Origin of the sequence: Histidinibacterium aquaticum (assembly GCF_008710275.1) — a bacterium.
GTDB lineage: Bacteria > Pseudomonadota > Alphaproteobacteria > Rhodobacterales > Rhodobacteraceae > Oceanicola > Oceanicola aquaticus.
On sequence record NZ_VYQE01000001.1, the window covers coordinates 198,688 to 210,440 of the forward strand.

Genomic DNA, 11,753 nt, shown 5'->3' on the forward strand with positions numbered 1-11,753 from the left:
AAGGCGACGAGACGTCCCGATCAACGGGGCGCGCAGAATTGGGGACGAGACAGATGGTCACCGGACGACATTCGCGCCCCGCCATGGCCCGGCTCATGCTGGCGACCGCGGCGGCGGCCCTCCTCGCAGGATGCGAGGACGGCCGTTTCGACCTCGACATGCGCGGCGCGGGTAACACCTTCGACACCTCCGCCGCCGCGCGGAACGTGCCCGACAGGCCCGAACCGGACGCCCGCGGCGTCATCACCTACCCCAACAGCCAGGTCGTGCTCGCTCGTCGGAGCGAAACCGTGACCGACATCGCCACCCGCCTGGGGATCGAACCGGGCGCGCTGGCCCGCTACAACGGCATCGCGCCGGACACGCCCCTGCGGCGGGGAGAAGTCATCGCCCTGCCGAGCCGGGTGGACGCTTCCGGCGTGACGACCGGGCCGGTCTCGGCCCCGCCGCAGGTCAACGTGACCGAGCTGGCCTCCGCCGCGATCGACCGGTCCGCGCCGACCCAGAGCAGCACGCCCGCGCCGCAGCAGCCATCCGCGCAGCCGGCCACGCCCGAGCCGATCCGCCACCAGGTGCGCCGGGGCGAGACGATCTACTCGATCTCCCGCCTCTATAGCGTGCCCGTGAGCGCGCTGGCCGAGTGGAACGGTCTCGGCCCCGACCTCGCCATCCGCGAGGGGCAACAGCTTCTGATCCCGCAGGCCGGCGGCCAGGCCCCTCGGCAGACCGCGGCCGCCGAACCGACGCCCGCACCCGGAGCGGGCAGCCCGACGCCGGTGCCGCCCTCGGCCTCCGAACCGCTGCCCGAGCCGGAGCCCGCCGCGGCCGAGGCCCCGGAGGCGGAAGAGGCCCCCGAGACGCCCGACCTCAGCGCCGAACGGACCGAGCCGGAGACCGACTCCCGGCTGATCTTCCCGGTCGACGGCACGATCATCCGGGACTACGCGCGCGGCCGGAACGAGGGCATCGACATCGCGGTGCCGGCCGGCACGCCCGTCCGCGCCGCTGCGGCGGGCACGGTGGCCGCGATCACCGAGGATACCGACGGGGCGAATATCGTCGTCATCCGTCACCCGGACGACCTGCTCACCGTCTACGTGAACCTCACGGACCTCGAGGTGAACAGGGACGAGCAGGTCAGCCAGGGCCAGACGCTGGCGCGGGTCCCGGAGGGCGATCCGAGCTACCTGCACTTCGAAACACGCGAAGGGCTGCAGAGCGTCGATCCGAACGACTTCCTGCCCTGAGAGTGCCGCTCGCAGGGGTCAGGACAGGCGCACGCCCTTCCGCCCCGCGAGGTCGGTGAAGAACTGCCAGGCGACGCGGCCCGATCTGGCGCCGCGCGTCGCCTGCCATTCGATCGCTTCGGCCCGAAGCTCGTCCTCGCCGATCTCGACACCGTAGGCGTCGCAGTAGCCCCGGATCATCGCGAGATACTCGTCCTGCCCGCAGGGGTGGAAGCCCAGCCAGAGGCCGAAACGGTCGGAGAGCGAAACCTTTTCCTCGGTCGCTTCCGAGGGCGAGATCGCCGTCTGGCGCTCGTTCTCGATCATGTCGCGCGGCATCAGGTGGCGGCGGTTCGAGGTCGCATAGAGCACGACGTTGTCCGGCCGGCCCTCGATGCCGCCATCGAGCACCGCCTTCAGCGACTTGTAGTGCGCGTCGTCGTGGCTGAACGAAAGATCGTCACAGAAGAGGATGAAGCGCTCTTCGGCGCCTCGCAGCATCCCCAGGCAGCGGCCGATGGAGACGAGGTCCTCGCGCTGGATCTCGATGATCCTGAGTGCGGGGTACTCGGCCTCCACCGCGCCGTGCACCGCCTTGACGAGGCTCGACTTTCCCATGCCCCGCGCACCCCAGAGCAGGGCGTTGTTCGCGGGAAGCCCGGCGGCGAACTGGCGCGTGTTCTGCAGCAGCGTGTCGCGGGCCCGGTCGACCCCGAGAAGCAGGCTCACGTCGATCCGGTTTACCTGGCGCACCGGCTCGAGCCGGTCGGGGTCGGGATGCCAGACGAAGGCGGAGGCGGCGGAGAAATCCGGCGCCGCCCCGGCAGGCGGCGCCATCCGCTCGAGCGCTGCGGCGATCCGGTCCAGCGGCTCGCTCACGGGCGCTTGCTCTCGTCGTCCGGCTCCTCGGTCTCGACCTCTTCCTCGTAGAGGTCGTGCAGACCCTCGTCCGGTCCCAGGACGCCGGCCTCGCGCAGCTCTTCCTCGCGCTTCTTCTCGACGCGCTGGACCAGCTGGATCGAGACCTCGTAGAGGCCGTAGACCACCACGAAGAGGATGATCTGCGTGATGACGTCGGGCGGCGTGACGAGCGCGGCCAGGACAAGGATGCCGACCACGGCGTACTTGCGCACCGACCGCAGGCCGGGAGCGGTCACCAGCCCTGCCTTGCCCATGAGGGTCAGCAGCACCGGCAGCTGGAAGCAGAGGCCGAAGGCCACGATGAACTTCACCGTGAGGTTCAGGTACTCCTGCGCGGAGCCCTGGAAGACGACCGACAGCCCGTCGCCCACCCCTGCCCCCGGCACGGCCTCGCCCTCGTTCCCGAACTGCTGGAAGCCCAGGAAGAAGTCGTAGGCCAGTGGCGTGACGACATAGAACGCAAAGGCGGCGCCCAGGAAGAACATGAAGGGCGACGCCACCAGGAACGGCAGGAAGGCGCCCTTCTCGGACCGGTAGAGCCCCGGCGCCACGAAGCGCCACATCTGCAGCGCGATGTAGGGGAAGGACAGCATCAGCCCGCCGAGCAGCGAGACCTTCACCGCGACGAAGAAGCCTTCCTGCGGCGAGATGAAGATGAGGTCGCAATCCTGCCCGCGCGAGGACAGGACCTCGCAGAGCGGTGCGGTCAGGAAGTTGAAGATCGGCGTGGCGACGGTGAAGCAGATCACCATCCCGATGATGAAGCCCACGACCGAATGGATGAGACGGGACCGCAGCTCGCGCAGATGCTCGATCAGCGGGGCGGAGCTGTCTTCCAGCTCATCGGCCTCGTATGTCATGTCCGGTTACCCTCGTCCTCGGTCCGCTCGGCATCGGGCGCCTCGGGCGGCACGGACTCCTCCGTGGCCGCGGGGCGCGCGCCGGCGCTCTCGGCCATCGCCGCGTCGAGCTCGTCGTCTTCCGCCTCGGCGGCCATCGCGGCCTCTTCGGCCTCGCGCGCCTGGCGTTCCTCGGCCTTGCGGGCCGCCGCGTCGGAGATCTTGCGCTTGTACTCCGCCCGCTCCTCCGAGAGCTTCTGCGTCTCCGGGCCGAGGCCGGTCGCCTTGCGGATGCTGTCGGTCCCGAACTTCGCCGGGTTCGAAGCGGCGCGGATCGTCTTGTTGATCTCGTTCACGCCGGACTGATCCGCCGCGTCGTTCATCGCCTTGCTGAACTCGCGCGCCATTGCCCGCGCCTTGCCGGTAAACCGGCCGATGGTGCGGAACATCTGGGGCAGGTCCTCGGGGCCGACGACGATCAGCGCCACGATCCCGACGACGAGGAGCTCGGTCCAGCCGAGTCCGAACATGGGGGTCTACTCCAGTCTCAGCCGTGCTTGGTGCGGTCGGCGTCGGTGGGGTTCTCGCTGCGGGCCGTGTCGCCGTGCTCCGGCGGGGTCACGTTCTGGACGCCGTCGGTCGAGTCCTCGAGCGCGTTGGTCGATTCGCGGCTCCCTTCGTCGACACCCCGCTTGAAGGCGGTGATGCCCTTGCCGACCTCGCCCATGAGCGAGGAAATCTTGCCGCGCCCAAAGAGCACGAGCACGACGACGGCGATGAGAAGAAGGCCGGGAAGGCCGATATTGTTGAGCATGGGTCCATCTCCCTGACGACGCGCGGATCCCGCGCCTCACGTATCGGGGACTGTCCTAGCGCCTGTCGCCGCGCCGCCGGAAGGGCGATTCGGCAGGCGGCGTAGGGGAAGGCTGGTTCGAGGCCCGAATTCGTGACAGAAACCTGTCAGGAGCACCCGTGACCCGCGCAGACCGCCTCTCCTCCCTCATGGCCCGACTCAAGCATCCGGGCCCACACCGCGCCGCCGACCTGGCCGAGGCGCTGGGGGTGACTGTGCGCACCGTCTACCGAGACATCGACACGCTCCGCGAGGCCGGGGTTCCGGTCACCGGCACCCGGGGCACGGGCTATTCGGTCAGGGAGAGCGTCAGCTTGCCGCCGCTTCACCTGACCTCGGAGGAGATGGAGGCGCTGCAGGTCGGGCTGGCCGCCGTCTCGCAGTCCGGCGACGCGGACCTGGCCGACGCGGCGGCCCGGCTTGCGGAGAAGCTCGATGCCGCCCTGCCCGAGGACGGGCTCGCCGCCCGTCCCGCCGACGCCGCGCGGCGGGCGCTGCCGCATCTCGCCGTCCTGCGCCAGGCGATCCGGTCGCGGCAGAAGCTCCGCGTCGACGGACGGACCGTCCGCCCGCTGCGGCTGGATTTCTGGGGCCGTCTCTGGACGCTTCTGGTCTGGGACGAGGACCTGAACGATTTCAGCGAGTTGCAGGTCGATGCTCTGGCGGGGATCGAAGTCCTGCCGAGCCTGTTTCTCAACGAGCCCGGCAAGATGGCGCAGGATTTTTCCCGCTAGACCAGTCGTCTAGAAGTCGAGGCTCAGGTTCCGGGTGACACCCACGCTGATCGAGACCTGGTCGTCCGACCCCTGCTCGATGATCGGGCTGTCGGCGGCGGAGCCAACGAACTGCTCGTAGGTCACGGCCCCGTCGATGCCCCAGTTCTCGTCGATCTGGTAGGTCACGCCGAGTTCCACGCCGGTCGAGAGCGCGCCCGCCTCCGCGTCGTAGGCCGCGAACCGTCCGCCGGAGGCTGCGGCCTCGGACGGCGTGACGCTGAAATAGGTGTCGGCGTAGTCCTCGCTGCCGAGCAGGACCCGCGGGCCGAGCCGCATGGTCAGCTGCTGAGAGGGGCGGAAGACGGCATTGGCGCCCAGCTCGGCCACCAGCGACTCGTGGCCCTGGATGCCGTAGCGCAGGTCGGCGAAGGCCTCGAAATCGCGGCTGGTGTAGCCGACGCCCGCGCCGAGCTCGTAGGTGGCGTCGACATCCTCGAGGCCACGAAGTTCAGAGAAATCGGACGCGCTGCGTTCCGGCACGTAGCGGAACGAGCCGCGCAGGCCGAAACCGGTCTGCGGACCGCCACCCAGCTCGCGCGCCCCGTAACTGAGGCTGAGGTTGGAAAGGCCGACGTCCGGACCGAAGGCGAGATCCTCCGAGCCGAAGTACTCCGGCTTCGCCTGGATGCCTCCGCTCAGAGTGAAGGCGACGCTGGCATCGCTGACCTGCGCCTGTACGGCCGTGCCGCCGCCCAGACCGAGCGCCGCGGACACGAAAAGAGAAATTGCCTTCACCCGGGCAAACCTTTCTGCTCGACCTTCTTATCGGAACCTAGATCTCCGGCCCGATTCTGCAAACGGAACCGTGAGGGTCCCTCGCTCTTTCTTTCCGGACACTTGGCTAATAGGTAACGCCCATGATCGGAGACCTCCTGCGCCGCCTCACCGCGACGGACCCAGAGCCCCTGCCCGACGAGGACGCGCGCCTTGCGCTGACGGCCCTGCTCGTCCGCCTCGCGAAGTCCGACGGCTACTACGATGCTGAGGAGATCGCGCGGATCGACCGGATCGTCGCCACGCGCTACGGCCTCAATCCCGTCGAAGCGGCCAAGCAGCGCGCCGAGGCCGAGAGCCTCGAGAGCGAGGCGCCCGACACGGTGCGGTTCACCCGCGCGATCAAGGATGCCGTCCCCTACGAGGAGCGGGCCGCGGTGATCGAGGCGCTCTGGGACGTGGTGCTCGCCGACGGCGTCCGGGACGCCGAGGAGGACGCCCTCCTGCGGCTGGTGGCTCCGATGCTCGGCGTTACCGACCAGGACAGCGCGCTCGCCCGCCAGCGCGTGGAATCCCGCCAGGTATGAGCCGGCCATGAGCACGTCGCCCGTCCGTGCGGCGCTGCCCATGTACGACCGGCCCGAAACGCGCGACGCGCAGGACCGTCTCTGGGCGGGTTTGCGGGAGGCGTACGGCGGGCCATTGCCCGAGACGCTCGGCCAACCGGACGACCTCTGGGCACACTGGACGGACCCCGCGCTGATCTTCTCGCAGACCTGCGGCTTTCCCTTCCGCGCGCTTCTGCATCCCCATGTCCAATTGGTCGGGACACCCGACTACGGCCTGCCGGACTGCCCGCCGGGCCACTACCGGTCGGTCTTCGTGATGCGGTCGGAGGATGCCAGCGACGATCCCGCGCACTGGGCGGGGCTCCGGCTCGCCTTCAACGACCGGATCTCGCAATCCGGCTGGGCCGCGCCGCAGACCCACTTGGCCGAGCGGGACCTCTGCTTCGACGACGGTCTCGAGACCGGCAGCCACGCCGCGTCGATCCGGGCGGTGGCCGAGGGGCGCGCCGATATCGCCGCCATCGACGCCCGCACCTGGGAGATGGCCCGCACCTGGGACCGGGTCACCGACGGCCTCGCCGAGGTCGGGCGGACGGCACCCTCGCCCGGCCTGCCCCTCATCACCGGACCCTCGGGCGACCCTGCCGCCCTGGCCGCTGCGACCCGCTCAGCCATCGACGACCTGTCACCCGGGGACGCCCGGACCCTGGGCCTCGTCGGACTGGTCGAGATCCCGGCCGAGGCCTATCTCGCCGTCCCGACACCGCCCAAGCCCTAGGCATCTGCCGCAGCGTCGGGGACGGCAAGTACGTCCTGCCGTTGCAATCGGCGGCGTTCTGCGGTCCCTTTCCTGTCGGGACAACGGGAGAGGGGCATGACGGCAGAGCCTCCGGTCATCGAGATCCGCGACCTTCACAAGAGCTACGGCTCGCTGGAGGTCCTCAAGGGCGTCGACATCGCGGCGCCGAAGGGACATGTCGTCTCGCTCATCGGCTCTTCGGGGTCCGGGAAGTCGACGCTCCTGCGCTGCGCCAACCTGCTCGAGGACAGCCAGCAGGGCGACGTGATCTTCTGCGGAGAGCCCGTGACCTGGAAGGGCACGGGCGCACACCGTCATCCCGGCGACCGCAAGCAGATGATCCGCATCCGCACGAACCTCTCGATGGTCTTCCAGCAGTTCAATCTCTGGGCGCACATGACCATCCTGCAGAACGTGATGGAGGCGCCCGTCACCGTGCTCAAGCGAGACCGGACCGAGGTCGAACGCACGGCGCGCGCCTACCTCGACAAGGTCGGCATAGGCGACAAGGCCGACGCCTTCCCCGCCCAGCTCTCGGGCGGCCAGCAGCAGCGGGCGGCCATCGCGCGGGCGCTGGCGATGGAGCCCAAGGCGCTGCTCTTCGACGAGCCGACCTCCGCCCTCGACCCGGAACTCGAGCAGGAGGTCGTGCGCGTCATCAAGGCGCTGGCCGAGGAAGGCCGGACCATGGTCCTCGTGACCCACGACATGAACATGGCGCGCGACGTCTCCGACCACGTGGTCTTTCTCCACCAGGGGCGGATCGAGGAGGAAGGCCCGCCGGACGAGGTCTTCGGCAACCCGCGCTCCGAACGGTTGCGCGGCTTTCTCAACGCCGGCCAGGCCGCCTGATTGCCTGCCGCGAAAACGGGCAACGGCTCAAGGATTGGCCGGGTTGACGTGCCGCCCTGCTTGCCATCACGGCATTTTCGCATAACCCTCGGCAGCCAGTGAAGCGCCGGACAACAACCGGTGCACACGAAACACGGGAGAAAACGACAGATGAAGACACTCACGCTCACCACGGCCGCCCTCGCGCTGGCCGCCACCGGCGCTCTGGCGCAGGACACCATCCGCATGGGCACGGAGGGCGCCTACCCTCCCTACAATTTCCTGAACGACGCCGGCGAGGTCGACGGCTTCGAGATCGAACTGGGCAACGAGCTCTGCGCCCGCGCCGAGCTGGACTGCGAATGGGTGACGAACGAGTGGGACTCGATCATCCCGAACCTCGTCTCCGGCAACTACGACACGATCATGGCCGGCATGTCGATCACCGACGAGCGTGACGAGGTCATCGACTTCACCCAGGACTACTACCCGCCGACCGAGAGCGCCTATGTCGGCGCCTCCGAGGATGCCGATTGGGAAACCGGCGTCGTCGCGGCCCAGGCGGCGACCATCCAGGCCGCCCACGTGGCCGAGGGTGACGCAGCCCTGATCGAGTTCGCGACCCCCGAAGAGACCGTCGCCGCCGTCCGCAACGGCGAGGCCGACGCGGTCTTCGCTGACTACGATTACCTGCGTCCCATCGTCGAGGCCTCGGGCGGCGAGCTCAGCTTCGTCGGCGAGCCGGTTCCGCTCGGCGGCGGCATCGGCATGGGCCTGCGCGAGAGCGACACCGAGCTGCAGGAGACCTTCAACGCGGCCATCGACTCTATGAAGGAGGACGGCACTCTGAACGAGATGCTCGTGAAGTGGTTCGGCGAAGAGATTGGCCAGTACTGATCCCAACGGGGCGGGGCCTGTCCCCGCCCCTGACCGGCCCTAGCCATGTTCTCCTTCTGCACCGATCCCGCCGCGCTCGACGGCCTCGCCTGGCTCTCGTGCTACCTCACGACGGGCAAGCACATGGCCTTCTATGGCGCCTTCGGAACGGTGCTTTTGCTGCTGGCGATCACCGCGCCGCTCGCGCTCGCCTTCGGCTTCGCCGGCGCATCGGCGGCCCGGGGACCCGCCCCGGTCTCCTGGCTCGGCAAGGGCTACATCGCGATCGTTCGGGGCGTGCCCGACATCGCCTTCTTCCTCTTCTTCGTGATCGCCCTCGACCAGATGTTCGAATGGGTGCGGCACGAGGTGAAATGCCCCGGCTGGGACCAGCCGATCTACCAGGGCAACGACTTCATCGTCTGTCCCGAGGCCAAACTGCCCCTCTCGACCGCGCCGCAATGGGTGCACGAGGGCTACGGCTTCTTCCTCGCCGTGCTGACCTTCGCCATCGTCTTCGGCGCCTTCGCGGCCAACGTGCTTTACGGCGCCATGCGCGCCGTGCCGCGTGCGCAGATCGAGACCGCCGAGGCCTACGGCCTCAGCCAGGGCCAGACCTTCTGGCGCATCCTCGTCCCGCAGATGTGGGTCTATGCCTTGCCCGGGCTCTCGAACCTCTGGATGGTTCTCATCAAGGCGACGCCGCTGCTTTTCCTGCTCGGCGTCGAGGATATCGTCTACTGGGCGCGCGAGCTGGGCGGCACCAAGACGCCGCAGTTCACCGACTACCCGCACGGGGACTGGCGGATGTGGTACTTCCTCGCGCTGCTGGTCTTCTATCTGATCTTCACCCGCGTCTCGGAACTCGTGCTCGACCGGATCATGGCCCGGCTGACCCTCGGCCAGGCCACGGCGGCGGGCGAGCGGCAGCGCAAGGCGGCGGCGGCATGATCGGCGCGACCTCACCCGAAGGGCTGCGCTGATGGAGTGCTGGGACACCATCGCGGACTACGCCCTGCGCAGCCTCGGCTACGGCGAGCGCCTCCTGCCGCGCAGCGACTTCACGCTCTGCCAGCAGGTGACGCTGATCGGCTCGGGCATGATCTGGAACGTCTACTTCGGGCTGGTGGCCCTGCTGTCGGGCTTCTTCCTCGCGACCGCCGTGGCGGTGGGCAAGGCGGCCCGCAGCGCCTGGATCCGCAAGCCCTCGGAGTGGTTCATCTTCATCTTCCGGGGCTCGCCCCTCTTCATCCAGTTCTTCTTCGCCTACTTCGCCTTCCTCTCCCTGCGCAGCCAGTTCGAGGTCTTCGATCCCTTCACCTCCGCCTGGCTGGGTGCGGCGATCGTGCTCTTCTTCAACACGGCCGCGTACTCGGGAGAAATCTTCTACGGCGCGCTCCAGTCGATCCCCAAAGGCGACATGGAGGCGGCCGACGCCTACGGCCTCTCGGGCCTGCACCGGTTCCGCCGGATCACCTGGCCGACCATGCTGCGGCTGGCCTGGCCGGCCTACACGAACGAGGCGATCTTCCTCTTCCACGCCACGACGCTGGTCTTCTTCTCGGGCTTCCCGGCCCGGCAGCAGAAGGGAGACGCGCTCTATTACGCCAGCTACTTCGCGGACAAGACCTTCAACCCCTTCGTGCCCTACCCGATCCTCGCGCTCTACTTCATCGCGGTAACGCTGATGATCATCGCCGCGATGGGCCTGATCAACGCCCGCCTCAACCGCCACCTGCCGCAGGCCCAGCGCCGCGGCATCCGACTGCGCCCGGGGGCCTTGCTGGCCAGATGATGAAGTCCTTCGCAGAGGTTTTTCGCGCCCATTTCAAGGAAAGCGCTCTCGGGGCCAGTGAGCTGGCCAGAGTGTCCGGCGTTTCGAAGTTCGTCATTTACGATCTTGAAAGGGGCAAGGCTTCCACGACCAGTGTGGAAAACGCGGTCGCACTCTCCGAGGCGCTGGGGTTCAGGCTTCAGGAGGCCGACGAGCTTCCGGGCGCGCAGGATCCGGACTGGCTCTCTCTGCATCCAGAGATCCGCACGATCCGCGTCGCGGCCTCAGATCTCAACGGCGTCGCCCGGGGCAAGCGCGTGCCCCGGCGCTTTGCCCAGAAGGTCGCCGAAGACGGCACCCGTTTCCCGCTCTCGGTCCTGAACCTCGACATCTGGGGCGAGGACATCGACGACAGTCCGCTGGTCTTCGCCGCGGGTGACCCCGACGGCGTGGCGATGCCGACCGAGCGGGGCTTCCTGCCGATGCCTTGGCTCTCCTCCCCCTCGGCGCTTCTGCCCATGTGGATGTTCCGCGAGGACGGGCGCCCCTTCGACGGCGATCCGCGCCACGCGCTCGCCCGGGTGGCGGGCCGGCTGCGGGCCAAGGGGCTGACCCCGGTCATCGGCACCGAGCTGGAGTTCTACGCCATCGACGACCGCGGCCCCGAACTGCGGGTGCCGCCCTCCCCCCGTTCCGGGAAGCGCCGCCCGGGTGCGGAGATCCTGAGCCTCCGGGCACTCGACGCCTTCGACCAGTTCTTCACCGAGATCTACGACGGCTGCGAGACGATGGACATTCCCGCCGAGACCGCGATCAGCGAAGCGGGCATCGGCCAGTTCGAAGTCAACCTCAGCCATGTCGACGACCCGCTCAAGGCCGCCGACGACGCCTGGCTCTTCAAGCTCCTGGTGCGCGGCATCGCCCGCGCCCACGGCTTCGCCGCCTCCTTCATGGCCAAGCCCTACGAGGACTACTCGGGCAACGGCATGCACGTTCACGTCTCGCTGCTGGACCAGGAGGGGCGCAACGTCTTCGACGACGGCAGCCCGACGGGCTCCGCCACGCTTCGCCATGCCGTGGCGGGCTGCCTCGCCGCGATGCCCGCCTCGACGCTCGTGTTCTTCCCGCACGGGACCTCCTACGACCGGATCGTCCCCGACAGCCACGCGCCCACCTCGGTCGGCTGGGGCTACGAGAACCGGACCGCCGCCCTCCGCATCCCCGCCGGCTCCAGCAGCGCGCGGCGGTTCGAGCACCGCGTGGCCGGCGGCGACGTGAACCCCTACCTCATGCTCGCCGTCGTTCTCGGCTCGGCGCTGATCGGCATCGAGGACGAGATGGAGCCGCCCGAGCCGATCACCGGCAACGCCTACGACCAGGACCTGCCGCAATTGCCGGAGACCTGGGAAGCGGCCATCGATGCCTTCGAGCATTCCGAGATCATCGCGCGGATCCTGCCGCGCGATCTCATCGCCAACTTCGTCGCGACCAAGCGGCAGGAGCTGCACTACTTCGGCGAGCTCTCCGACCAGGAAAAGGTCGAGCTCTACCTCGACACGGTCTGAGCCTCTTCCC

General features: G+C 68.7%; 14 protein-coding genes. 9 read left to right on the forward strand and 5 right to left on the reverse strand.

From position 1 onward, the window contains the following. The first annotated feature begins 53 nt into the window (after positions 1-53). Positions 54-1,247 carry a peptidoglycan DD-metalloendopeptidase family protein gene (locus tag F3S47_RS00965; RefSeq protein ID WP_223877671.1) on the forward strand — a complete coding sequence of 398 codons (1,194 nt, stop codon included), beginning with the start codon at positions 54-56 and terminating at the stop codon, positions 1,245-1,247. Between the two features lie 18 nt (positions 1,248-1,265). Here the strand turns inward: F3S47_RS00965 and F3S47_RS00970 are convergent, their stop codons facing one another. The 4 genes from F3S47_RS00970 to F3S47_RS00985 are packed head-to-tail and all read right to left on the reverse strand — an operon-like array spanning position 1,266 to position 3,800. Further along, positions 1,266-2,105, reverse strand: a complete 840-nt coding sequence (locus tag F3S47_RS00970; RefSeq protein ID WP_223877672.1) for an ATP-binding protein — start codon at positions 2,103-2,105, stop codon at positions 1,266-1,268. After that, positions 2,102-3,007, reverse strand: a complete 906-nt coding sequence (tatC, locus tag F3S47_RS00975; RefSeq protein ID WP_150443359.1) for a twin-arginine translocase subunit TatC — start codon at positions 3,005-3,007, stop codon at positions 2,102-2,104. Before tatC ends, F3S47_RS00970 begins: the two co-directional genes overlap by 4 nt. Then, on the reverse strand, positions 3,004-3,516 hold the full coding sequence (tatB, locus tag F3S47_RS00980; RefSeq protein WP_150443360.1) for a Sec-independent protein translocase protein TatB: 513 nt from the start codon (positions 3,514-3,516) through the stop codon (positions 3,004-3,006). The genes tatC and tatB overlap by 4 nt, the downstream gene beginning before the upstream one ends. A gap of 17 nt (positions 3,517-3,533) precedes the next feature. Then, positions 3,534-3,800 (reverse strand): twin-arginine translocase TatA/TatE family subunit, encoded by a 267-nt coding sequence (locus tag F3S47_RS00985; protein ID WP_150443361.1) that lies wholly within the window; start codon positions 3,798-3,800, stop codon positions 3,534-3,536. Between the two features lie 158 nt (positions 3,801-3,958). Here F3S47_RS00985 and F3S47_RS00990 point away from each other — a divergent pair, with 158 nt between their 5' ends. Beyond that, on the forward strand, positions 3,959-4,573 hold the full coding sequence (locus F3S47_RS00990; protein ID WP_191090039.1) for a helix-turn-helix transcriptional regulator: 615 nt from the start codon (positions 3,959-3,961) through the stop codon (positions 4,571-4,573). A gap of 9 nt (positions 4,574-4,582) precedes the next feature. Here the strand turns inward: F3S47_RS00990 and F3S47_RS00995 are convergent, their stop codons facing one another. Next, a complete protein-coding gene (locus F3S47_RS00995) occupies positions 4,583-5,350 on the reverse strand; it encodes a MipA/OmpV family protein (RefSeq protein ID WP_150443362.1) in 768 nt (255 codons plus the stop codon). A gap of 122 nt (positions 5,351-5,472) precedes the next feature. Between F3S47_RS00995 and F3S47_RS01000 the strand changes: the two genes are divergently transcribed. The 7 genes from F3S47_RS01000 to F3S47_RS01030 all read left to right on the forward strand — a co-directional run bounded on the left by F3S47_RS01000 (position 5,473) and on the right by F3S47_RS01030 (position 11,743). Then, positions 5,473-5,916: a tellurite resistance TerB family protein gene (locus tag F3S47_RS01000; RefSeq protein ID WP_150443363.1), complete on the forward strand. Its 444-nt coding sequence runs from the start codon at positions 5,473-5,475 to the stop codon at positions 5,914-5,916. A 7-nt stretch (positions 5,917-5,923) separates the two neighbouring features. Continuing rightward, entirely contained in the window at positions 5,924-6,676 is a 753-nt protein-coding gene (locus F3S47_RS01005; RefSeq protein ID WP_223877673.1) for a phosphate/phosphite/phosphonate ABC transporter substrate-binding protein, read from the forward strand. Positions 6,677-6,772: 96 nt separating this feature from the next. After that, positions 6,773-7,549: an ABC transporter ATP-binding protein gene (locus tag F3S47_RS01010; protein ID WP_150443364.1), complete on the forward strand. Its 777-nt coding sequence runs from the start codon at positions 6,773-6,775 to the stop codon at positions 7,547-7,549. A gap of 150 nt (positions 7,550-7,699) precedes the next feature. Then, positions 7,700-8,425 (forward strand): transporter substrate-binding domain-containing protein, encoded by a 726-nt coding sequence (locus F3S47_RS01015; protein WP_150443365.1) that lies wholly within the window; start codon positions 7,700-7,702, stop codon positions 8,423-8,425. A gap of 45 nt (positions 8,426-8,470) precedes the next feature. Next, positions 8,471-9,355: an ABC transporter permease gene (locus F3S47_RS01020; protein ID WP_150443366.1), complete on the forward strand. Its 885-nt coding sequence runs from the start codon at positions 8,471-8,473 to the stop codon at positions 9,353-9,355. A 31-nt stretch (positions 9,356-9,386) separates the two neighbouring features. After that, positions 9,387-10,199, forward strand: coding sequence for an ABC transporter permease (locus tag F3S47_RS01025; protein WP_150443367.1), 813 nt, complete (start codon positions 9,387-9,389; stop codon positions 10,197-10,199). Positions 10,200-10,426: 227 nt separating this feature from the next. Next, positions 10,427-11,743 carry a glutamine synthetase family protein gene (locus tag F3S47_RS01030; protein ID WP_223877721.1) on the forward strand — a complete coding sequence of 439 codons (1,317 nt, stop codon included), beginning with the start codon at positions 10,427-10,429 and terminating at the stop codon, positions 11,741-11,743. Positions 11,744-11,753: the final 10 nt, after the last annotated feature.

Coding starts and splice junctions, on each gene's coding strand:
- F3S47_RS00965 (WP_223877671.1), top strand. CDS start 54: ATGGTCACCGGACGACATTCGCGCCCCGCCATGGCCCGGCTCATGCTG.
- tatC (WP_150443359.1), bottom strand. CDS start 3,007: ATGACATACGAGGCCGATGAGCTGGAAGACAGCTCCGCCCCGCTGATC.
- tatB (WP_150443360.1), bottom strand. CDS start 3,516: ATGTTCGGACTCGGCTGGACCGAGCTCCTCGTCGTCGGGATCGTGGCG.
- F3S47_RS00985 (WP_150443361.1), bottom strand. CDS start 3,800: ATGCTCAACAATATCGGCCTTCCCGGCCTTCTTCTCATCGCCGTCGTC.
- F3S47_RS01000 (WP_150443363.1), top strand. CDS start 5,473: ATGATCGGAGACCTCCTGCGCCGCCTCACCGCGACGGACCCAGAGCCC.
- F3S47_RS01005 (WP_223877673.1), top strand. CDS start 5,924: ATGAGCACGTCGCCCGTCCGTGCGGCGCTGCCCATGTACGACCGGCCC.
- F3S47_RS01010 (WP_150443364.1), top strand. CDS start 6,773: ATGACGGCAGAGCCTCCGGTCATCGAGATCCGCGACCTTCACAAGAGC.
- F3S47_RS01015 (WP_150443365.1), top strand. CDS start 7,700: ATGAAGACACTCACGCTCACCACGGCCGCCCTCGCGCTGGCCGCCACC.
- F3S47_RS01020 (WP_150443366.1), top strand. CDS start 8,471: ATGTTCTCCTTCTGCACCGATCCCGCCGCGCTCGACGGCCTCGCCTGG.
- F3S47_RS01025 (WP_150443367.1), top strand. CDS start 9,387: ATGGAGTGCTGGGACACCATCGCGGACTACGCCCTGCGCAGCCTCGGC.